Consider the following 22,146-nt stretch of genomic DNA (forward strand, 5'->3'; position numbering starts at 1 on the left):
ATAGCGGGCGGTTTACTTGGCGCGGCTACGCGCGCGCCAGACTGAAGTCATTAAATAAAAAAATCCCCCGCACTAGTGTGCGGGGGATTTGCTAGTTCGCTTTAAAGCGCTGAGTTATTCAGCGGCCTCTTCAGCAGCAGCCTCCTCGGCGACAGCCTCGGTCTCGACCTCTTCGGCCTCTTCCTCGGCAGCAACCTCGTCGATGCCCACCAGCAGCGTAACCGTGGCCTTGATGTCACGGTAGATGGAGATGACGACCTCGTGCTGACCGGCGGTCTTGATAGCCTTGCCAGCCTCGACGCGACGGCGGTCGATCTCCACGCCCAGAGCCTCCTTGATGGCCTCGGCGATCTGGGTGGCGGTGACGGAGCCGAACAGCTGGCCCTCTTCGCCGACCTTCGCGTCGACCTTCACGGAAGCACCGTCGAGCACGGACTTCAGCTTGTCAGCATCGGCCAGGCGAGTAGCCTCACGCTTGGCGATGTTGTTCTTGCGCATCTCCAGCTGCTTCAGGTTGCCCTTCGTAGCCAGGATGGCGATGCCCTGAGGCATCAGGTAGTTGTTGGCAAAACCGGGGGCCACGTCCACGACGTCGCCTTCGCCGCCCTTGCCCTTGAGCTCTTGGAGCAGGATGACTTTCATGGTTCCTCCTTGCGCCTAGCGATTGCGGCGGTCGCCGCGGCCGCTAATTGCGGGAACCGCGTAGGGCATCAGAGCCATCTCGCGAGCGCGCTTCACGGCGTTCGCGATGTCACGCTGGTGCTGGGTGCAGGCACCCGTCACGCGGCGCGGCTTGATCTTCCCGCGGTCGGTAACATACTTGCGCAGCATCTGAGTATCTTTGTAGTCGATGTACTCCGCGTCCTCTTTGCAGAACTGGCAGTACTTGCGACGAGGCTGCTTCGCGTAGTCGGACATTTGGTAAACCTCTTTCGCTTAAAACGGGATGTCTTCGTCGTAAACCGAAGCAGAGGCATCTACGATCGGAGCTGCAACGGGAGCGGCCATCGGAGCGGGCTGCGGGGCATAACCTGCGGTCATACCGTTGTCGTAACCCTGGTTGGCGTTGTTGCCGTTGCGGCTGGACATGAACTCCAACTCGTCGACGATCACTTCAAGCTTGCTACGGCGCTGACCATCGCGCTCCCACGAGCTGTAACGAAGCTTGCCCTCGATGGCCACTTTCGTGCCCTTCGTAAGGTAGGGCTGCAGCTTCTCGCCACGGGTGCCGAACATGGTGCAGTCGACGAAGTTCGGGTAGTCCTCCCATTCGCCGGTCTGCTGGTTCTTGCGGCGGTCGTTGACCGCAACGCCGAACCCCAGGATGGCCATACCGCTTTGCGTGGAACGAATTTCGGCGTCGCGCGTAAGATTTCCGCTGATCATGACACGATTGATGCTCATGTGTATCTACCTCTTCTCATGCTGGGACCTTGTGGGCCCCTACGTAATCCTATTCGCGGTCGGTGCGCTTTACGATCATGTGGCGAACAACGACATCAGAGATGCGCAGCACGCGATCGAGTTCTGCAACCTCGGCGGGATCAGCGTGGAAATCGATGAGGGTGTAGACACCGTCGGTCAGACCATTGATCTCGTAAGCGAGTTTACGCTTGCCCCACTCGTCAACGTTGTCGACGGAACCCTCAGCGGACGTGATAATGCCCTGGATACGATTCATCGTATTTGCACGGGTTTCCTCGTCGGTAGACGGAGCAATAATAAACAGCAGTTCGTAAGCCTTCATCAGCTCACCTCCTTTGGACTTTACGGCCCCGGGCTGGTGAAGGCATACACCGGGGCAGGAATTAGCCTGATTATATTATCAAGCCCGATTCCTTAATGCCAGCCTTTCACCTTGCTTTCTTTCTTCTGCACCGTTTCAACACATCGCCGCACCTCAGACGGCAGGCCCCTGCTCCACAGCCCGCCGTCTGCCCGCATCTCCAACTATAGGCACGCCATCTTGCAGAACCCTTGTCGAAATGACGAAGGCGGTTCACCTGAACCTTGCTGGTGAACCGCCTTCGCGTCTATCCGCCATCTTTTAGCTTGGCTGAATAAGCTTGCATGGCTTGCCTGTGTTTTGGCTATTCCTCTTCGGAACCTTCGTCCACCATATCGAACTCGGTTTCGTCCTCTGCGGTGTACTTCTCGTCGATCTCGTCATCGCTGTACTCGCCCGGGGCCTTCAGAGCGATCATGAAGTTCGGGGCCTCTCCGATGTACGCCGGCTCATCCTCGAACTCGACGGTGCCGTCCTCGGAGCACTCGTACAGATAACCCACTGCGAAACCCTTGTCAGCGCCGGGCACGCCGCCCTCGGCGATAAGAGCATCCTTCGTACCCTCGTCAACCTCGACGTAACCGTCGTAGCAGAGCGCATAAGCCTGCGCGCCCTGGGCATGCTGCACCGTATGGCGAGCTGCGTTGAAACACGCCTCCACGGACTCGCCGGGGTGGTTCTCGATGAACAGGTTCTCTTTGACCGCCAGCGCGGTGAAGGGGACCACTTCGCTGCTCTGGGTCAACTTCTGCTTCGCCTCATCCAGCGAGAACAGCAGCACCTTCTCCAAGATCTCGGGGATCTCGGGAACTTCGTTATCCTGATTTTCAACGACGCGATCAGCCATTGCCGTATCCTTTCGATTCTTTACAATGCGAAAGCCACGCCCCCGCATGCATTTCATGATGCATCCAGTGTAGCGTGGCTTTCGACCCGCGATATCGTTATTGCAACGAACCGCTGAAAATCCGCGTTCAGGTTTTAGCGACGATGACGCTTGCGGCGCACCTTGTAGCCCTTCTTCTTGCCGCAGATGCCCTTATCCTTCATCGCCAGGATCAGCTTTTCGGTGATGGCGTCGAGCTGGGCGACCTCTTCGGCGCTCAAGCAGGAGATGATATCCTCGGCAGTCTTATCGTTGGCTGCAACGCGCTTCTCGGCAAGCTCACGGCCAAGATCGGTAAGTTTCACCGCGTAAGTGCGCGGCTGATCGACCGACTCGATGGTCACATAACCGTTGCGCTCGGCCTTCTTCACGATGTCCTTAAGGTTGCTGCGGTTCATGCCCAACGTCTTGGTGAGATCGCGCTGCGTAGCGCCACTGTCGGCCAGCAGGGCCTGAAGCAGTGCGCCCTGACCGCGCTTGAAGCTCTTCGGACCGTTCTTGCGGAATGCCAAGCGGACGAGCTTGTTTGCCTTCTTCATTTGAGCCAAAGACTTTGCGGCTTCGTTCATGGTGGTTCCTTTCCATGCCGATAAGGTAAGGGTAGTCTTCGAATAACCTAAGTATATGAGTGTTGTTCACACGATGTTTCACGTGAAACACGTTATCCATAAACACTCCGTGGATTACTATTTTCCCAGGTTATATTCATAGATATAATTATTCATGAATAAGGTGTTTCTTGAAAACCCCAAAGCAATCGTGCGACTACCTGGAAAATGAAAAAGCCCCTGCATTTGCAAGGGCTTCAAGTTTCCTGGCGGAGGAGGAGGGATTCGAACCCTCGTCACCGGGGTTGCCGGTGAAACGGTTTTCGAGACCGCCGCATTCAACCACTCTGCCACCCCTCCGCGTGGGGTGGGCCGGCTGGGTATTTATGCCGACCTACAAAAAAGGCGTTACCGTAAAGGTTCCGCCGGAATAATCTGGCGGAGAGATGGGGATTCGAACCCCAGATACGCTTTTGGCGTATACACGATTTCCAATCGTGCACCTTCGGCCAGCTCGGTCATCTCTCCGCTTGCTTACAGCCTGCATCGCTTTCACGTTTTCTCTCGTGCGCTCATGCAGCGTTTAGGTATTCTACACTATCTAGTACGAACTCACAAGAGAAAAATACTCATTCTTTTTGCCATTTTTCGCAACCTGCAGCGGAACGTCGAACAGCGAGCTCATCATCTGGTCGGTCAGCATATCCTCTTTCGAGCCATCAGCGAACAACTTTCCTTCTTTGACCAGGACCAAACGCTTGATCTCAGGGATGATGTCCTCCGGATAGTGGGTGATCAGCACGATTCCCTTGCCCGCCCTTGCGAGATCGCGCATGCTCGAACGCACGTAATACATGCCTTCAGGGTCCAAACCCGTGCACGGCTCGTCAAGCAGCAGCGTGCTCGGGTCATGCACGAGAGCGCGAGCGAAGAGCACACGGCGCGCCTGACCGCTCGACATGGTCATGATGTCCTGATCGGCAAGCTTCGCCACCCCCAGCATCTCCATAGCTTCAAGCGCCTTCGCATGCGTGCGCTCATCCGGGTGGACGTGACATGGAAGGCCGAGCGTGCCGAACAGGCCGCCTTCGACGATATCCACGGCAGGCAGATGGACGTTAATCTGCGCCTGCATGGTAGACGACACGATACCCAGCGTTTTACGCACATCCACCAACGTCGCGCGCGGATTGCCGTTGAACTTCACCGGGGGCTGCTCACGATAGAGCGGCATCACTTCCCTAGTGATCAGCTTCACAAACGTCGATTTACCAGCGCCGTTCGGACCCAAAAGCGCGATGTTCTCCCCTTTAGCAAGCAAGAACTTATCAACGTGCAGGATTGTACGGCCCGCTCTCACAACCTCGGCATCGTTGAGCTCGAACAGCGGCTGCACTTCGGTGTTTTCTTCGCTCATACACCCATTCCTTCCAAAACGAAGAAGGGAACCCGTTGAAACGGGTTCCCTTCTTATACTTGCTTCACGCGCCCTTGCAGGCTAGTTTGCCGAAGACTTTCCGTCTGCGTCGGCAGCGGTGGCGGAGTTGTCAACGGAGCCATCCGTGCTGGCAGAGGCGTCGCCGTCCGTCGAGTCAGCAGCCGAAACGTTAGTATCGGCATTATCGGTGCTGTTGGAATCCTCGGTCTGATACTTCGACATATCAACGTCGTAGGGCAGGCCGGAGGGCATGTCGTTGATCTTGAGGTCGGAAGATTCCTTCTTCTCCTTCAGCCAGTTCTGATAGTTCGTGGTCTGTCCCTGCGACTGCAGCGACTCCTTGATGGTCTCCTGCCACTCGGAAGGGATCTGGTCGAGGCTGGTGATCTTCACCGTCTCGGTGCCGTCATCGGCCTTCTCCTTCGGAGCGTTGTACACGTCGGTGCACTTGATGATATGGATACCATAGCTGCTGGTAACCAGACCGCTGACCTGGTCTTTCTCAAGGCCGCTCAGCGCATCGGTGTACTCCTGCACAAACGAGCTGGTCTTATCCCAACCCACATCGCCGCCGGCGTCCTTGGAGCCCGTGTCCTTGGAGTACTGCTTGGCAGCCTCGGCGAAGTCGAGCTCGCCGGAATTGATCTTGTTCAGCACGTCCTGAGCGGTTGCCTCGTCATCGGAATCGAACAGGATATGGCTGGAGCGCTTGGCGCCGTCGTAGGCGCTGGCGTACATCTGCGCGTACTGGAGCATGTCGTCGTTGGAAGGCTCCTCGCTGGAAGTGAAGGTGTTGTACAGCTCCTTTGCCTTCAACTGCAGCTCAATCTCGGAACGATACTCATCCTCGGTCATGCCAGCCTGCTCGAGGGCGGACTGCCACTTCTCGTCGCTATCGTAGTTGGACTTCATCTTGTCGACATAGCTATCGACCTCGGAGCTGTCGACGGTAATGCCCTTTTCCTCGGCGCCGGAATTGATGAGCTCGCGCGTGACGTACGTGTTGATGATCTGCTCGCGCACGCCTGCCGGATCGGTGCCCATCTGCGCCAGGTAGTTACCCCAGGAGTCCTCGTCGGTCAGACCCTGCTGCTCGCGAACGCTTTGAATATAGTCGGTAACCGTGTCCTCGTAGATTTCGGTACCGTTAATGGTGGCGGCCACCGCGCCCGAACCGGAGTTCTGGTTATTGCTGGAGCAACCGGCAACGCCCATGATGCACGCCGCCGAAAGACCCATCGCGCAAACCGTTGAGATAATGCGAGATGCCTTCATAAAACCCTTCCTCAAACGCATGAAACCGCTGGACAGACGCGTCCGACGGTCAAATCGAATGCCTCGTGCGTATTTTCCCACACGGCGGAATTCGCCTTTCTTCCAGCACAATATGCCCATGCAGGTTTCACAGGAGCTGGGCTTTCCTACAGTATTCGAGGTACTTCCCTATAGAAAAGGCGGCCCGGAGGCCGCCTTTTGAGGTTCAAGCTGATTCTGTCGCGCTTTGCCGCCGCTCAACCAAACCACGCTCGAATACGAAGTCGTTTCGAAAACGCCTTTTGCGCTATTTCTTGTTCGCCTTCTTGCGCTCGATGGTGCTCAGGATGCGCTTGCGCAGGCGAATGGACTCGGGAGTGACCTCCACCAGCTCGTCATCCTCGATGTACTCCAGCGCCTCTTCGAGCGTGAAGGTGATCGGCGGGGTCAGCTGGATGGCCTTGTCCGCAGTGGAGGAACGCTGGTTGCCCAGGTTCTTCGTCTTCGACACGTTAACCACCATGTCGCCTTCCTTGGCGGACTCGCCGACGATCATACCCTCGTAACACTCGTCGCCGGGCTTGACGAACAAGCGGCCACGCTGCTGCAGCGTATCAAGCGCGTAGGCGACGGCCTTATCGGTTGCCATGGCGATCATGCAGCCGTTCTTGCGGCCGTCCATCTCGCCGGAATACGGGCCGTACTCACGGAAGTGGTGGAACAGCACTGCTTCGCCGTGCGTCGCATTGAGGATGCGGGTTTTCAGGCCCATAGTGCCGCGGGACGGGATGCTGAAGGTCAAGTGCGTCATGCTCTCGTCGGAGAACATGTCCTCCATGATGCCGCCGGCGGTGCCCATGACCTCGATGGCCTTGCCGGAGTAGTCGTTCGGCACGTCGACGGTTGCTTCCTCGATCGGCTCGAGCTTGTTGCCGTGCTCGTCGGTCTTATACACGACCTGCGGGCGACCGACTTGGAACTCGAAGCCTTCGCGGCGCATGGTCTCCATAAGGACGGACAGATGCAGCACGCCACGGCCGGCAACGCGCACGCCGGACTTGTCCTCGGTCTCGTCGATGCGCATGGAGATGTTGCTCTCCTTCTCGCGCATGAGGCGCTCCTTGAGCTGACGGGCGCCGACGATGTCACCCTCACGGCCAACCAGCGGGCTGGTGGAAGCCTCGAACACGACCGCCATGGTGGGCTCCTCGACAGCGATGGGCTCCATCTCCACCGGGTTCTCGGGGTCGGTGATCACGTCTCCGATATCCGCCGCCTCGACACCGATCACGGCAACGATATCGCCGGCATGGGCTTCGGGAACCTCGGTCTTGCCCAGGTTCTCGAAGGTGTAGACCTTGCGGATGGTGGCGTTGTACTGGTTGCCGTCGGGCTGCACGACCAGCACCTGCTCCTTCTCGTGCAGGGTGCCGCTATGCAGGCGACCGACGCCGATACGACCCTCGTAGCTGCTGTGGTCGACGGTGCAGACCTGCAGGGCCACCGGACCCTCGGCATCCACCTCGGGACACGGGATCTCGTTGATGATGGTGTCGAGCAGCGGGATCATGTCCATGTTGCCGTCTTCGGGCTCCAAGCGTGCGTAGCCGTTGACCGCGGAAGCGTACACCACGGGGAAGTCAAGCTGCTCGTCTGAAGCACCCAGCTCGACCATCAGGTCGAACACCTTGTCCACGGCTCCCTCGGGATCGGCGTTGGGACGGTCGATCTTGTTCACGACGACCACGATGCGCAGACCGCGCTCGAGGGCGTGGGAGAGAACGAATCGGGTCTGGGGCTTGGGGCCCTCGTAAGCGTCGACGATGAGCAGAGCGCCGTCGGCCATGTTCAGCACGCGCTCCACCTCGCCGCCGAAGTCGGCATGGCCAGGCGTGTCGATGACGTTGATCTTGACGCCCTTGTAGTGAATGGAGATGTTCTTGGACAGGATGGTGATGCCGCGCTCGCGCTCCTGATCGTTGGAGTCCAAGACGCGCTCCTGCACTTCCTGGTTCTCGCGGAACACGTGGGACGACCACAGCAGGCGGTCGACCAGCGTGGTCTTGCCATGGTCGACGTGCGCGATGATGGCAACGTTGCGAAGGCCTTCTTGCTTCATACGGGTGTGCTACTCCTCTTCAGATTCTTGCGCGATTTTGCGCTCTTCCCTATTCAATTCTTCAATATGCTCGGTAAGCGTGTTGATGGAACGTTGCGATGATACCACCTGGACAATTCCCCAAATAGCCGCAGTCGAGGCAATAGCCGCAACCACACCGAACAACCCGAAAGGGCGTCGGCCGCAGAACAAAGCCACCAATCCGCCGATAGCCGCCATTCCCATGCCGTTGCGGCGTTCGTCGTACACCGCATCGCGTTGGCGCACTAGCTGCGTCCTGGCCGCGGCTATGCCGGCGAGACGGGCATCGACATCGTCGTAAGCCGCGCGCGTCGAACGCCCCGAGGACGAGGAGCCGCCTGCTTTCCTGCGACCTTTGGATGACGTCAGGAAATCGTAGGCCTCCTGCAAGTTCTTGAATTGCTCGGTTGCCCGGTCCTGCAGCTTTTTATTGGTAGCGAAGCGGTCGGGATGCAGGATCTGCGCCGTTTCGCGATAAGCCGTCTTGATATCCTCGTCGGTAGCGTCCTCGTCCAACCCTAAGGCACGCAATGCTTCCAGACGGTTCATGACACCTCGCTTACCAGCTCGACCGTTTCCTACCCCGATACGAAAGCAGGCCCGTTAACGGACCTGCGGACAAAAAAATTGCAGGCCCGTTTCCGGACCTGCAAATAATCTTAAATGGTGGAGGTTAGGGGGATCGAACCCCTGACCTCAGGCTTGCAAAGCCCGCGCTCTCCCAGCTGAGCTAAACCCCCAACTCGCACTTTACAATAATAAACGCTCCACCGGCAAACTCGGCTCACGGTGGAGCGTTTATCGCAAATACTGGTGGGCCCGAATGGATTTGAACCAGCGACCTCACGCTTATCAGGCGTGCGCTCTAACCAACTGAGCTACGGGCCCCTTCGAAAAGTGCTCGTTTATTATAACCAGGGTTTCCAAGAATGGTCAAGAAGAATTTTCAACTTTTAGGAAAATTTTTTCCAACCGCAGTTTTACAGAAGAAACCGCAGGTCAGAGCCTTAATCACGCGTATAATCCCTTATATAGAGCTACCTGAAGGGCTCGATTTCATATATGAGCGAAACGCTTATAGTTAGGAGCAGGCTTGGTTCCCATCGCCGTGCAAAAGATCATCGTCGGAAGCGCTCCGGGTCCTTCCATCCTTGTGTTGCAGCCTATCGAGGAAAGCCCCGTGCCTGGAACATCGCGCATCGTTCCCATCATGGTGGGTGCCGCCGAAGCTGCTCAACTGCATCTGGCGGTCACCCATACCAAGGTGGCACGCCCTACTACGCACGACCTGCTTCTCGACGCCCTTACAAATCTTGACGCAAGCGTCGACCACGTCCTTATCGACAAGGTGAAGGGATCTTTGTTCTTCGCAAAGCTTACGCTGCGCCAGCACGGAAGGCTTATCGAACTTGATGCTCGTCCCAGCGATGCGCTCTCCCTGGCGTTGCGCGAGGATTCGCCGATCTATATCAACGAGGACGTGCTCGAGCGCGCTTCGTATCCCTATATCGTTCGCAAGCCCATCGAGGACGAATCTGCCGAAGAGGAGCTTGAGGAGTTCCGCTCATTCCTGGAGAACCTCGATCCGAAGGATTTCTCGTAACGCCGATCAGGCTGCCCACGCGCGAGGTATAAGCTCCCGCGATAAATCAGGTCGGCTGTACCCTAAATCAAGATGTTTCACGTGAAACATCCCATGCGGCCAGACAACAATGCACCCATGCAACAAGAGAGCCGCCCCAAACGGAGCGGCTCTCTTACAAGCTTGCATATGTCGGTAGCTAGCTGGCTGGCTACTCTTCCATCTCGTCGATGGATGTCTCGTCAATCTCTTCGGCGCCGTCGGCGTTAGCGGCACGCTTCTTCTTGCCGTGGGCGGCGATGGCAACCGCGGTCACGCGGTCGTTCTCGGCCACGTTCATGACGCGTACGCCTTGCGTGGAGCGGCCGAGCTCGGAAATGCCCTCGACGGAAGTGCGCACCACAACGCCCTCCTCGGACATGATCATGATCTCGTCATCGGACCCGACGATCTTCATGGCGGCCAACAAGCCCTTCTTCTCCGTCATGGTGATGGTGAAGACGCCCTGGCCTCCGCGATGGTGCGACGGATACTCGGAGATAGGCGTGCGCTTGCCGTAGCCCTTCTCGGTGATGACGAACAAGTCGGTCTCGGGGCGCGCGATCTCCATGCCGAGCACCTTGGCGTCCGCCGGCGCGTTCATGCCGCGCACGCCCATGGTGCCGCGACCCATGGCGCGAACCTCGTCCTCGGGCCACATGATGGCCTTGCCAGCTGACGACACCATGATGACGTTCTCGCCCTGAGCCACGCGGCGCACGCTGATAAGGCGGTCGTCGTCCTTGAGGTTGATGGCGATAAGACCGTCGCGACGCGTACGGTCGTACTGCTCCATGGACGTCTTCTTCACCATGCCGTGCTCGGTGGCGAACATGAGATACTCGTCTGCCGGGAAGTCCTTCGTCGCGATAACCGCACTGATGGTCTCGCCCTTCTCAAGCGGCAGCAGGTTCACGATGGCCGTGCCGCGCGCATGACGCGACGCCTCGGGCAGCTCGTAGACCTTCAGGCGGTATACCTTGCCCTTCGTGGAGAAGAACAGCATGAAGGAGTGCGTGGACGCGACGAACAGGTGCTCGACATAGTCGTTGTCCTTCAGGTTCACCGCCTGCATGCCCTTGCCGCCGCGCTTCTGCTGGCGGTACGTGGCAACGGGCAGGCGCTTGACGTAGCCGGCCTTCGTGACCGTGACCACCATGTTCTCCTCGGCGATGAGGTCTTCGACATCCAAGTCCTTGGCGGCATCGGAGAGCTGCGTTCTGCGGGGAGTGTCGAATTTCTTCTTGATCTCCTGCAGCTCCTCCTTGATGATGTCGCGCACCAGCTGAGGATCGGAGAGCACGCGGTTGTAGTACGCGATCTTCTCGCGAAGCTCTTCCAACTCGGACTGGATCTTCTCGCGCTCCAAACCGGTCAGGCGGCGCAGGCGCATCTCCAGGATGGCCGTGGTCTGCTTATCGGTCAGGCCGAAGCGCTCGGTCAGGCGAGCCGCCGCCTCCTTATCGGTTTGCGATGAGCGGATGATGCTGATGACCTCGTCGATATGGTCGAGGGCAACTACATAGCCTTCCAAGATATGGGCGCGCTCCTCGGCTTTGGAGAGCTCGTAGCGTGTACGACGCACGATGACGTCTTCCTGATGGGCGATGTAATAGTGCAGCGTCTCCTTCAGGGAGAGCACGCGGGGCACGCCGTCGACGAGCGCCAGCATGATGACGCCGAAGCCCACCTGCAGCTGCGTGTGCTTGTAAAGCTTGTTGAGCACCACCTGCGGGATGGCGTCCTTCTTCAGCTCGATGATGATGTCGATGCCGTGGCGGTCGGCGCCGTCGTGGATGTTCGAGATCTCGGGAAGCTTCTTCTCGCGAACCAGCTCGCCGAGCTTCTCGAGCAAGCGCTGGCGGTTCACCTGGTACGGGATCTCCGTGACCACGATGGAGCTTTTGCCGTTCTTGCCCTCCTCGATCTTGCACTTCGCGCGCACGGTAAGGCTACCGCGACCCGTCTCATAGGCGTCCAGGATGCCCTTCTTGCCCATGATGATGCCGCCGGTCGGGAAATCCGGACCGGGAAGGGCGGTCATGAGCTCGGCGGTGGTCACCTCGGGATTGTCGAGCATCATACACGTGGCGTCGATGGTCTCGCCGAGGTTATGCGGCGGGATGTTGGTGGCCATGCCGACGGCAATGCCGTTGGAGCCGTTTACCAGCAAGCTGGGGAAGCGCGCGGGCAGGACCGTGGGCTCTTCCAGGCTTTCATCGTAGTTGGGCTGGAAGTCGACCGTTTCTTTGTCAAGGTCGCGCAGCAGCTCCATAGCCGCTTTACCCAGACGCGCCTCGGTGTAACGCATTGCTGCAGCCGAGTCGCCGTCAATGGAGCCGAAGTTGCCATGGCCGTCGATGAGCGGCACGCGCATGCTGAACGGCTGGGCCAAGCGCACCATGGTGTCGTACACGGCGGAGTCACCGTGCGGGTGATACTTGCCGATGACGTCGCCGACGGTACGGGCCGACTTCATATGCGGGCGGTTCGGCGTGTAGCCGGACTCGTTCATGGCGTACAGGATACGGCGATGGACCGGCTTCAGGCCGTCGCGCACGTCGGGCAGGGCGCGGCTGACGATGACGCTCATGGAATACTCCAGGAACGAAGAAGCCATTTCCTTGCCAAGATATGCCGCACGAACAGTAGTGCCTTCGCCGCCGTTGGCGTCCTCGATGATGGAGCCATGGGGGTTAGCGACGGTGGACATGTCGATGAGCGAGCGGGCCTTGTCCTCCTCGGACACCGGGCCCGACGTCACCGTATGGCCGGGCTCGGGCTGCTCGACGTCCTGCTCGCCGGCGTCCGCCGCGTCTTCCCCAGCGGCATCGACCAAGCGCTTCAGGTCGTCGGGAAGCTCCTCGCCGCCCTGGCCATCGCGGTTGTCAGTGTTATCTGCCATTCAATTCTCCTAGATGTCCAAGAATCTAACGTCGCGGGCGTGCTTCTGGATGAACTCCTTGCGCGGCTCGACCTGGTCGCCCATAAGCTCGCTGACCGTGCGCTCGGCCTCGGCGGCATCGTCGATGCTCACCTGAAGAAGCGTACGGGTGGCGGGCTCCATGGTGGTTTCCCACAGCTGCTCAGGGTCCATCTCGCCAAGGCCCTTGTAACGCTGCACGTCGAACTTCTCGGAACCGCCCATTTCCTCGAGCTCGCGGCCCAGGCTGTTCTCGTCGTAGATGTAGCGCTCGATCTTCGTGGAGCGCGTGTTCTTCTTCTTCACGCCGAAGATGGGCGGGCATGCGATGTAGACGTAGCCGCGGTTGATGAGCTCGGGCATGTAACGATAGAAGAACGTGAGCAGCAGGATGCGGATGTGCGCACCGTCGACATCGGCATCGGTCATGATGATGATGCGATGGTAACGCGCCTGATCGGCGTCGAAATCCTCGCCGATGTTCGTACCGATGGCCGTGATAAGCGAGCTGATGGTATCGCTGGACAGGGCACGGTGCAGGCCGGCACGCTCGACGTTCAAGATCTTACCGCGCAGCGGCAGGATGGCCTGGGTCTTGCGGTCACGCGCCTGCTTGGCGCTGCCACCTGCGGAATCGCCCTCTACAATGAAGATTTCGGACTCTTCGGGCTTTTTGGACGAGCAGTCCGCCAGCTTGCCCGGCAGGGCAAACGAGTCGAGCACGCCCTTGCGGCGCGTCATCTCGCGGGCCTTACGGGCGGCCTCGCGGGCCTTCAGGGCCTGCGTTGCCTTGCCGATGATGCGCTTGGCCGGCGCGGGGTTCTCCTCCAGGTATTCGGCCAGACCCTGTGTGACGGCGTTCTGGACAAGCGGGCGGATCTCGGAGTTGCCGAGCTTCGTCTTCGTCTGGCCCTCGAACTGCGGGTCGTGCAGCTTCACGGAGATGACGGCGGCCAAGCCCTCGCGGGTGTCGTCGCCGGAGAGGTTGTTATCCTTTTCCCTCAGGATGCCCTTGCTGCGCGCGTACTCGTTGATGGTGCGCGTGACGGCCTGTTTGAAGCCATCAAGGTGCGTGCCGCCCTCATGCGTGTTGATGTTGTTGGCGAATGCCATGACGGAGTTCGCGGAGAACGACGTCGACCATTGCATGGCCACCTCGACCGTGCCGTCGGCGCTTTCGGCCTCGAAGTAGATAGGCTTGTTCAGCGTTTCGCGGCCCTCGTTAAGATAGGTCACGAAGTCGATGATGCCGCCTTCGTATTGGAACACGTCGCTATGCGGCTCGGGCGAGACATCCGACACGATGAGACTCGGGTTTGCCCGCTCGTCGGTCAGCGTGATCTTCAGACCCTTGTTCAGGAAGGCCATCTCGCGGAAACGCGCGGCAAGCACGCTGTAATCGTAGATGGTGGTCTCGGTGAAGATCTCGGGGTCGGGCCAGAAGGTGACCGTGGTGCCGGTGTGGTCGGAAGTGCCCACCTCGTGCAGCTTCTCGCAGGTTTTGCCCTGCTCGAAGGCGATCTGGTATTCCTTGCCGTCACGGCGCACGTTCACCTGGACGCGCGTGGACAGCGCGTTCACAACCGACACGCCCACGCCGTGCAGGCCGCCGGACACCTTGTACCCCTCGCCGCCGAACTTGCCGCCGGCGTGCAAAACGGTCAGGACGACCTCGACCGTGGGGATCTTCTCCTTGGGATGCTCATCGACCGGGATGCCGCGTCCGTCGTCGGAGACGGTGATGGAGTTGTCGGGGTGAATGGTCACCTCGATATGGCTGCAGTAACCGGCCAAAGCCTCGTCGACCGCGTTGTCCACAACCTCGTAAACCAGGTGATGGAGACCGCGCGGGCCCGTGGAGCCGATATACATGCCAGGACGCTTGCGAACGGGTTCGAGGCCCTCGAGGACCTGAATGTCCGAGCCGTCGTAATGATCAGGTTTTGCTGCCACTGACACGCTCCTCTAGTATTGAATGTTTCGATTCCGGATGGTTCTGGAACCTATTAATTCTACCACAACGCGTCTTGGCACCGGGGCTCTCCACGCCCTTTACAGGCCTTCAGATGCCTTCTAAGGCATGATTTTCGCTCTAAAGACCACTTTTGCCGTTTTTTGAGCTTTCCGGCTTTTCGCTTGCCTCCAAGGCTTTCAAAATCGATTCCCTGAGGCGCTTGTCCTCAACGCCGGCGGCCTGCTCGCGCAAACGGGCCGCGGCCTCGGAGCTGATAAGCGGCTCCGGAGTGCGCGAGGCCTGAGCCGCCTGCTGCGCGGCGCGCGCCGCCTCCTCGCGAAACGGATGGCGGGCCTTCATATCGAAGCGGGCGGGCTTGATGGAGAACAGGGCCACATGCTCGCCTTGCTCGTTAAGGCGGATCTTCAGCATTTCCTGGCGGGCATCGATGTCCGATCGGATCATGGCATCGTCGCAATACACCACGAGCAGGGTCTTGCCTGCGGGCACGCGCGCCGCCATGGGGTCGTTGGCCTGTTCGGGCTTCATGATATACACGCCATTGGTGTGATCGAGCACCAGCGGCGCCGAATCGCGATACACGGCCTCCACCGCGCACTTCCAGCGCACGTGCACCTCCGCAACGCGCTGGGAACGCGCCGCCTGCGCGCCGGAGGCGCCGAGGCTTCGCAGCAATTGCTGCAGCCCGCTGCCGAGATCGGCCATCATTCACCGTCCTTCTGCTCAAGGGGCAAGCGCACGACGCGGGCCGCTGCGAGCAGATCCTCGTCGAAATACGCCAGGTTCGCCGTGGTTATAAACGTTTGGATATCCCCTGAGACGAACTTCACCAGCGCGCGGCGGCGCTGCTCATCGAGCTCGCTCATCACGTCATCGAGCAGCAGCACCGGCTGCTGGCCCAGAAGATCGCAGATAAGCGTGACTTCCGCCAGCTTGAACGCCAGCACCGCCGAGCGCTGCTGGCCTTGGCTTCCGTACACGCCCACCGGACGCCCCTCGACGAAGAACTCGATGCGGTCGGCATGGGGTCCCACCAACGCGCGATGACGGGCACGCTCCTGCGCCATCGACCCCGCAAGAGCTGCGGCGAAACGTTCGCGGGCCTCGTCACGGTCGAGCGTTTCGCCGGCATCGAGCCATTCGCCCTCGGCAAGCCACGACGGCGCATAACGGGCCGACAGCGCCTCCCGATTCCCCACGATCTCGGCGTAATAGCTTGCCATAGACGCCGCCAGCTTGCCGAACAGGGCCGCCCGATAGCACACCAGCTGAGCACCGCAGGTGACCATCAGGTCGTTTAGGCTCTCCAGCAAAAGCGGCGATGCCTCGTCTTTCAGCAGCGAGTTCTTATGACGCAGCACCTTGTCGAAGTCTCGACGAATCAGGTAATGGTTGCGCGAAAGCTGCGACCCCACGGCGTCGAGCGCGTTGCGGCGGGTGGTACCCGAACCCTTCGCCAGGTTCAGATCGTCAGGGGTGAACGCGACCGAGGGGATGACGCCCTTCAGGTCCGCCGTTCGTTTCTGCTTGCCGTTGAGGGTGAACCGGCGTTTCCCTGCCTCGATCGTCAGGCCCAGATCCAGCAACCTGTTCTCGTCGGCGGCGGTTGCATGCAAGCGCGCAAAATCGGCGCCATCGCGCACAAGCTGCACTCCGGTGGGATTTCTGAACGACGTTTGCGCCGTAAGCAGCTGAATCCCTTCCACGACGTTGGTTTTGCCGACGGCATTGGCCCCCACCAGCACGGTCAGGGGCCCGATGTCGCTCAAGCGGAAATGCTCATAGCTGCGGAAATCGTCGAACGAAACGTCTTTGATGCGAAGGCTCATGCAACGCCTTCGTTGTTAGGAGATGCGCACAGGCATGACCAGATACAGGAAGTTCTCGCCTTCGCCGGCTTTGAAGATGCCCGGTTTCATGCCCGACTGGACTTCCAGGAACACGTCATCGGTGTTCACCGAACCCAAGCCGTCGAGCACGTATGCGTAATTGAAGGCGATCTCGACGTTCTCGCCCTCGCCCTGGCACGCCAGCGTCTCCTGAGCACTACCCACATCCTGGGCGGCGGCGGAAAGCTGCACGGTCTGGCTTTCCACGTCGATGGCGAACTTCACCGGCGAGCTTTGCTGACCCAGAATCGACGTACGCTTCACGCCGGAGACAAGGTGGCTCACGTTGAGGCGAACGCGCGTCGCATAGGAATCGGGCAGCAGCTGACGATAATTCGGGAAATTGCCCTCGATGCGGCGGTTGATGAACACAGTATCGTGATAGGTGACCACGATTTGGTTCTCCGCCAAGGCGATGGTCAGCGGATCGTCCGTACGCGTCAGGGAAGCAAGCTCCTGCAGGAACGAGCCGGAGATGACGGCCTGGAAGCCCTCGGCCGCGGGCTCGCCAAGCTGAGCCTCAGTGATGGCAAGGCGATAGGAGTCGGTTGCCACCATCTTCAGCGTCTCGCCCTCGAACGTGATGAGCACGCCGGTGAGGATGGCGCGGCTCTCGTCCTTGGAAACCACGCGTGCCACGCGCTTGACCATGGACGAGAATTGGGAGAACGGGATGGAGATAGCCTGCTGCGTATCAACATGAGGGAATCCCGGGAAGTCCTCGGCATCCAACGTCTTGATGGAGAACGAGGATGCGTCGCACGTGATGACGGCGGAATCCTCGCCCGTTTCAACATGCACGGCGGCATCGGGCAGGTTCTTCACGATATCGAAGAACAGCTTGCCGGGAAATACCGAGCGACCCTCCTCTTCCACCAAGGCAGGGATGGTGAATTGAATGGACAGCTCCAAGTCGGTTGCCTGCAGCGTCAGGTTGTCGTTATGGGCATCAAGGTAGATACCCGAAAGAATGGGCAGCGTGGAACGGGTGGCAATGCCCTTGAGCACAACGGCGAGCGCATCCTGCAGTTCCGATTGGTTGATGCTGAATTTCACTGGCTCCTCTTTCCTTTTACGTAAGGCGTTGCTCCATGATAGATGGTTCATGCAACGTTGTTATTTATCTTCAATGCTTTTCTTTTAATAATAGGTTTTTGAATAGCAGTAATAATAAGCGCGGTGGAAATGTTGAGAACTCGCAAAACCCCATGTCATTCTTGAAAAGTAATTCAACTTCAAATGTGGGTTGCCTGTTCCTTCCATCCACCGCGATTATTGACTACATTATCTTTCCTCTTGAGTTCGATGGTTTTCGCCATGTTTTACGATGTTTATCCCCATGTTTTCCCGAATCCTTTAAAGTGCCTGTTCAACCTGGTTGTTTCACGTGAAACATTGCGTTTCCCTCGATGGTGTTGCGTTATAGCTCGCGAATGATCTGTCTGAGCGCTTCCATCTCCTCACGGGCTACGCGGTTCTCCTTCATCTTCGCTTCGATGTTGCCTACCGAATACATGATGGTCGAGTGGTCCCTGTTGAACTTCTTCCCGATGTCCCCGTAGGGGATGTCGAGCAGCTGTCGGCACAGGTAGATGGCGGTTTGGCGCGCGTGGGCGATGTTACGCGTCCTCTTCTTTCCCACGATGTCGGTGTGGCTGACCTTGAAGAAGTCCTCCGTCACCTTCAGGATGTCGTCTGCGGTGAGCCTTTTGCTGGGGCCGCCTGAGAAGTGGTTCTCCAGCAATTTGCGCACGTCGGCAACGGTGATATCCGAGCCTTCCCCGCACTTCATCTTGACGATGACGTTAGTCACCGCGCTTTTCAACTCTCGGATGTTCGACCCTGAGCTCTCGGCGATGCATATCTGCACGTCTTCGGGCATGTTGATGGGCCCGGACTGCTCCATATCCTCGTATTCGCGGATGAAGCTTTTGACGATGCTCAGCTTGGTCTCGATCTCGGGCGGCTGGATGTCGAATGTGCCGCCGGAGTTGAATCGCGTTTTGTAGCGTTCGTCGATGTCGATGTTCTTCGGCGCGCGGTCGGCGGAGAGAACGACCTGCTTGCCTTGGCTTGTCAGCTTGTTGAATATCTGGAACATGATGTCGAGCGTCTGCTTCTTACCCTGCAGTTGCTGGACGTCGTCGACAAGGAGGACGTCGGCTTCCTCGTAGTACATCTTGAAGTTCTTGTAGCTGGACTTCTCCGTGTCGTGCGCCGCGGATGCGTCCATGTAGTCCTCGAGCAGCTCATTCGAGTCTTTGTAGACGACCTGCAGGTTGGGCATGTTGCTGTTGATGTAGTTCTGTATAGCCCGAAGCAGATGCGTCTTGCCCAGGCCCGACCTTCCGTAGATGAACAACGGGTTCAGGTGCGGTTTGCCCGGGGTTTCGGCAACGGAGACGGCCATGGAATACGCCATGCGGTTCGAGTCGCCGATGACGAAATTCTCGAACGTGAGCGTCGAGGTGACGGAGTTGTTCGGCGCAGGTTGACCGGCCGCGGCGCTGTCAGCCGGGATGGCCTGCGGGGCGGGTTCTTGCGGGCTGGTGGCGACGGGCACTGGGGCGGTTTGCTGCTCCGGTGCGCTTGCTGGGGCAGCGGTGGCTTGCTGTTCCATTGCGGTAGCCGGTACTGCAATGGAGACAGGCGCCGGGGCTGCCGGCTGGCCAGGATTGGGCTGCGCTGTCGTTTGGGCCGGCGTCGCGGCCGGCGCTTCGGTCGCCTGCATCGTCGCTGTCGCGGGGACTGTTGCTTGTTGTGCGGTGACGGGATCGGCTGCTGCCGTAGCAGTGGTTTGCGCTGTCATTTGCGGTGCGGGCGCGGGGGCTGCGGCCGGCGCTGCTGCCGCCGGCGCTGCGGCCGGAGCGGGTGCGGCTGCTGGAGCCGGTGCAGCTTGCGGTGCAGGAGCCTGCGATTCGTCGATGCCGATGAGCACGTCGAAAGGCACCCCGCGAATCTCTTCGAGGGCGCGCTTGATGTGGTCGATGTAATGGCGCTCGATGAAGTTCTTGATGAATTCCGTATTAGCGGTCAGCATCATGAACCCGTCGCTTGCGGCCTGGGGAAATAGCTGGCTGAACAGCGCATCCACCTGGGGGCCTATGATTCCCTCATAGCTTTTAACGCGGCTGCATACCTCCGCCCATAGCTGATTGATTTCTTCCGTGTTCATAAGCAGGCCTTCGATCATGCGCGCTCGGGCGTGTTCGCCTTGCGCGGTTTCGGTTCGTTGAAAACTGATAGTCGCCGTGTTTTACAGCAGCTGCGCAACCTGGATGCCCAGGTTCGTGAGCATGCGCTTTTTGCCGGACATTTTCAAAAGGCCGATACCTTCCAGCTTTTTCAGCGTGTTATGCACACTTGATTGCGCTGCTCCGGTCAGTTTGACCACGTCCGATACACCCAGCACCCCTTCTTTCAGGTAGATGACGAGGAAGTCCTTCTCGCGCTGGGACAGGGACGCGATGATCGGCTGTGCATCCACCGGTGCGGGCTGAATCTGCGGTTGCTGTTGCATTTGCTGGCCGTAGGGGTAACCCATCGGTTGCTGCATGGGTGCTTGCATGTAGCCCTGCTGAGCGGGCGCCGTGTATCCGGGCTGCGCGAACTGCTGAGGGGCTGCGTATGCCATCTGCGGAGCCTGCTGATATGCCTGCATAGGCGGCTGGGCCGCAAACCCCGGTGCGTATTGAGCTGAAGGCTGAGCGTATGCGGGCTGGGCGTTGTATGCGGGTTCGTGATCCTCCTCGGCGATTCGATAGCGCGGCGCCGTGGGTTCGGGATGCTCTGCGTCCTCGTCCTCCTCGACGTGGTCGATCTCCAGCTCCTTAGGAAGCTGCGGGTTACTGCCGTTGGCGCTGATGGTGACTACCGATCCTGTGCCGAGGTTGTCCTCGATGCTGATGGTGCCGTGGGTGAAGTCGAGATATTCCTTCACGATGGGAAGGCCCGACCCTACGCCGCGGATGTAGCTTTTCATGGGCTCGATGGCGGAGGTGAATCCGGGCAGTTGCGCACGGTCTTTGCAAGCGATGCCCGGCCCCTGGTCTGCGAAACGGATGGTGCAGCCGTGATCGAGGATGGATACCGTGGCTTCCTGGAATCGTGCGTGTATGAAGTTCTCCGAAACCTCGCGGATAACCGTATAGGGAATGGTGCCGCCTGCCGCCTGCGATTGCTGGTATACGTTCGTTGCCAGGCTTTCGATGAATTCGCCGGTGGGAGCGGGCTGGATTTCGGTGACACGCGGCGCGCTCAGCAAGTTGTCGTATAGGGCGATGCGTGCAACCGAATTCACGTGAGTGAAGTCGAAACCCTCATCATCGTTGTTTTCAGGCGATTCCTGATGCTGTTCTTGCTCGCTCATCTGCGCTTTTACCGCTTTCCACATTCGTTGTTTTCCAAAGTTTTACACATTTTCGGGAAAAATCCTTGAAAAGTGTACCCTCTTTTCCAGTTGAATTCCATTCAACTGGGCAAATTCCGGAATCGAATGTGGAAAAATCACTATCGATTGAAAGTTTTTCACAACGATGAACTCATTGTTTCCTTCGTTTTCCACTTTCTATTCAAAGATTGTTGAAAACTGGAATGAAAACTCGAATAAGTGTGAAAAACTGAGGTGTAAAGGTTTTCGACATTGTTGAAATTCCAGCTTGTTCCGACAAGTTTCGACGGGTTTTTTCAGCCGGTGAGAGGGTTTTGCTACAGGAGTCGGAAAGCACCAGGTCAGTTGTGCGTTCCAACGAAAAGTATCATGATGGTGCCATAAAGAACGGAAAAATGCCTGCTCAGAAGCGTGTTGAAAACCATACGCATGCTTAATTGCCTGGTCAATCGCTTGCTTGCTTACGGTTTTGAGCAATCCGAAAACGCGCGTTTCGATATTTTTCCACAGCGGTTTTCGAATGAATTCCAAGTTTTCAACGTTTTCCACAATCGTTGGAATCGGCTGCTGGGGAGAAGATTGTTTTTTCAGCCGTTGGTTGCGGGTTTCGGGGCGCATTTCCTTCTTATTGGCGGCAGCGATCGGTTATGAAGGTTCGTTCTTGTTGAATTTCGTTTCATTGCTCAATCTGGTTTTCAACTTCCGCCCTTCTGCCATTTGGATTTGGCGTCGCCGAGGTGCTTGGTGGGCATTCTTCGCGCATGGTTTTCCCCGGATTGCCGAACGCGGATTGAGATCGCTTCGCGTGTGGTCTCCCCTTAGGCTGTCGGAAACGCTTCTGCTGGATGCGGAGATCGGTATCTCCAATCGGTGCCGAAGATACCCCGTTTTTTCTCATGCTGATGCGTTCGAGCTGCTGGAAAGACGTCTCCACTAGATGTTGCGACCCAAGTTTTCAATCCCCCAATGAATTGTTGAAAGCAACGTTTTCCAGTGCATGGGCAATGTTGTGGAAAACTTCGTGTTTTCGCAGGTGGGCTTTCATAATGTGGGTATCTTGTGCATCGGCTGGCATATATAGGTAAAAACCTTTTGACAGCTGTGCTGTTCCGGTTATACTCAACAAGTTGCTCTAAACCATGAAAGGGAAACGATATGAAGCGCACCTATCAACCTAACACTCGTAAGCGTGCCAAGTGCCACGGCTTCCGTGCCCGCATGGCAACCAAGGGCGGCCGCAAGGTTCTGGCTGCTCGCCGTGCTAAGGGTCGTAAGCGTCTCTGCGTGTAAAGAGTA

General features: G+C 58.4%; 20 protein-coding genes and 4 tRNA genes. 2 read left to right on the forward strand and 22 right to left on the reverse strand.

Translation table 11 applies throughout. The features are described from left to right. Positions 1–114 precede the first annotated feature (114 nt). The 14 genes from rplI to RDW26_RS01265 form a co-directional block, all read right to left on the reverse strand. Positions 115–642, reverse strand: coding sequence for a 50S ribosomal protein L9 (rplI, locus tag RDW26_RS01200; RefSeq protein WP_281624589.1), 528 nt, complete (start codon positions 640–642; stop codon positions 115–117). Between the two features lie 15 nt (positions 643–657). Continuing rightward, positions 658–918, reverse strand: a complete 261-nt coding sequence (rpsR, locus tag RDW26_RS01205; RefSeq protein ID WP_042432253.1) for a 30S ribosomal protein S18 — start codon at positions 916–918, stop codon at positions 658–660. A gap of 18 nt (positions 919–936) precedes the next feature. Then, positions 937–1,404: a single-stranded DNA-binding protein gene (locus RDW26_RS01210; protein WP_114620663.1), complete on the reverse strand. Its 468-nt coding sequence runs from the start codon at positions 1,402–1,404 to the stop codon at positions 937–939. Positions 1,405–1,453: 49 nt separating this feature from the next. Beyond that, positions 1,454–1,747 (reverse strand): 30S ribosomal protein S6, encoded by a 294-nt coding sequence (rpsF, locus tag RDW26_RS01215; protein WP_042432258.1) that lies wholly within the window; start codon positions 1,745–1,747, stop codon positions 1,454–1,456. A gap of 343 nt (positions 1,748–2,090) precedes the next feature. Continuing rightward, positions 2,091–2,633, reverse strand: coding sequence for a hypothetical protein (locus RDW26_RS01220; RefSeq protein WP_307982193.1), 543 nt, complete (start codon positions 2,631–2,633; stop codon positions 2,091–2,093). Between the two features lie 134 nt (positions 2,634–2,767). Next, entirely contained in the window at positions 2,768–3,241 is a 474-nt protein-coding gene (locus RDW26_RS01225; RefSeq protein ID WP_294415249.1) for a MarR family winged helix-turn-helix transcriptional regulator, read from the reverse strand. A 246-nt stretch (positions 3,242–3,487) separates the two neighbouring features. After that, positions 3,488–3,580: transfer RNA gene (locus tag RDW26_RS01230), tRNA-Ser, on the reverse strand. Positions 3,581–3,656: 76 nt separating this feature from the next. Next, positions 3,657–3,748, reverse strand: a tRNA-Ser gene (locus RDW26_RS01235). A 73-nt stretch (positions 3,749–3,821) separates the two neighbouring features. Beyond that, positions 3,822–4,637 (reverse strand): ATP-binding cassette domain-containing protein, encoded by an 816-nt coding sequence (locus tag RDW26_RS01240; protein ID WP_307982194.1) that lies wholly within the window; start codon positions 4,635–4,637, stop codon positions 3,822–3,824. A gap of 81 nt (positions 4,638–4,718) precedes the next feature. Continuing rightward, entirely contained in the window at positions 4,719–5,933 is a 1,215-nt protein-coding gene (locus RDW26_RS01245) for a peptidylprolyl isomerase (RefSeq protein WP_307982195.1), read from the reverse strand. A 286-nt stretch (positions 5,934–6,219) separates the two neighbouring features. Next, complete coding sequence (gene typA / locus RDW26_RS01250) at positions 6,220–8,031, reverse strand: translational GTPase TypA (RefSeq protein WP_294415255.1); 1,812 nt, start codon at positions 8,029–8,031, stop codon at positions 6,220–6,222. Between the two features lie 9 nt (positions 8,032–8,040). Continuing rightward, on the reverse strand, positions 8,041–8,601 hold the full coding sequence (locus tag RDW26_RS01255; RefSeq protein ID WP_307982196.1) for a J domain-containing protein: 561 nt from the start codon (positions 8,599–8,601) through the stop codon (positions 8,041–8,043). Positions 8,602–8,716: 115 nt separating this feature from the next. Next, positions 8,717–8,792 (reverse strand) — tRNA-Ala (locus tag RDW26_RS01260). Between the two features lie 71 nt (positions 8,793–8,863). Further along, positions 8,864–8,940, reverse strand: a tRNA-Ile gene (locus RDW26_RS01265). A gap of 205 nt (positions 8,941–9,145) precedes the next feature. Here RDW26_RS01265 and RDW26_RS01270 point away from each other — a divergent pair. Beyond that, positions 9,146–9,655 carry a bifunctional nuclease family protein gene (locus RDW26_RS01270; RefSeq protein ID WP_294362460.1) on the forward strand — a complete coding sequence of 170 codons (510 nt, stop codon included), beginning with the start codon at positions 9,146–9,148 and terminating at the stop codon, positions 9,653–9,655. A 190-nt stretch (positions 9,656–9,845) separates the two neighbouring features. Here RDW26_RS01270 and gyrA read toward each other — a convergent pair whose 3' ends face one another. The 8 genes from gyrA to RDW26_RS01310 all read right to left on the reverse strand — a co-directional run bounded on the left by gyrA (position 9,846) and on the right by RDW26_RS01310 (position 21,468). Then, the gene (gene gyrA, locus RDW26_RS01275; protein WP_307982197.1) at positions 9,846–12,578 is read right to left on the reverse strand and encodes a DNA gyrase subunit A; all 2,733 of its coding nucleotides are present in this window, start codon (positions 12,576–12,578) and stop codon (positions 9,846–9,848) included. Positions 12,579–12,587: 9 nt separating this feature from the next. Further along, positions 12,588–14,549, reverse strand: coding sequence for a DNA topoisomerase (ATP-hydrolyzing) subunit B (gyrB, locus tag RDW26_RS01280; protein WP_307982198.1), 1,962 nt, complete (start codon positions 14,547–14,549; stop codon positions 12,588–12,590). Positions 14,550–14,688: 139 nt separating this feature from the next. Further along, entirely contained in the window at positions 14,689–15,279 is a 591-nt protein-coding gene (locus RDW26_RS01285) for a hypothetical protein (protein WP_307982199.1), read from the reverse strand. After that, positions 15,276–16,400, reverse strand: coding sequence for a DNA replication/repair protein RecF (gene recF, locus RDW26_RS01290; protein WP_307982200.1), 1,125 nt, complete (start codon positions 16,398–16,400; stop codon positions 15,276–15,278). Before recF ends, RDW26_RS01285 begins: the two co-directional genes overlap by 4 nt. A gap of 15 nt (positions 16,401–16,415) precedes the next feature. Then, a complete protein-coding gene (gene dnaN / locus RDW26_RS01295) occupies positions 16,416–17,516 on the reverse strand; it encodes a DNA polymerase III subunit beta (RefSeq protein ID WP_114620671.1) in 1,101 nt (366 codons plus the stop codon). A 364-nt stretch (positions 17,517–17,880) separates the two neighbouring features. Then, a complete protein-coding gene (gene dnaA, locus RDW26_RS01300; RefSeq protein ID WP_307982201.1) occupies positions 17,881–19,635 on the reverse strand; it encodes a chromosomal replication initiator protein DnaA in 1,755 nt (584 codons plus the stop codon). Positions 19,636–19,716: 81 nt separating this feature from the next. After that, complete coding sequence (locus tag RDW26_RS01305) at positions 19,717–20,829, reverse strand: ATP-binding protein (protein ID WP_307982202.1); 1,113 nt, start codon at positions 20,827–20,829, stop codon at positions 19,717–19,719. A 198-nt stretch (positions 20,830–21,027) separates the two neighbouring features. Beyond that, positions 21,028–21,468, reverse strand: coding sequence for a hypothetical protein (locus RDW26_RS01310; protein WP_307982203.1), 441 nt, complete (start codon positions 21,466–21,468; stop codon positions 21,028–21,030). Between the two features lie 537 nt (positions 21,469–22,005). Between RDW26_RS01310 and rpmH the strand changes: the two genes are divergently transcribed. Then, the gene (rpmH, locus tag RDW26_RS01315; RefSeq protein ID WP_042432297.1) at positions 22,006–22,140 is read left to right on the forward strand and encodes a 50S ribosomal protein L34; all 135 of its coding nucleotides are present in this window, start codon (positions 22,006–22,008) and stop codon (positions 22,138–22,140) included. The last annotated feature ends 6 nt before the right edge of the window (positions 22,141–22,146 follow it).

The sequence above is a fragment of the uncultured Senegalimassilia sp. genome, from assembly GCF_902464545.1.
Classification (GTDB): Bacteria; Actinomycetota; Coriobacteriia; order Coriobacteriales; family Eggerthellaceae; genus Senegalimassilia.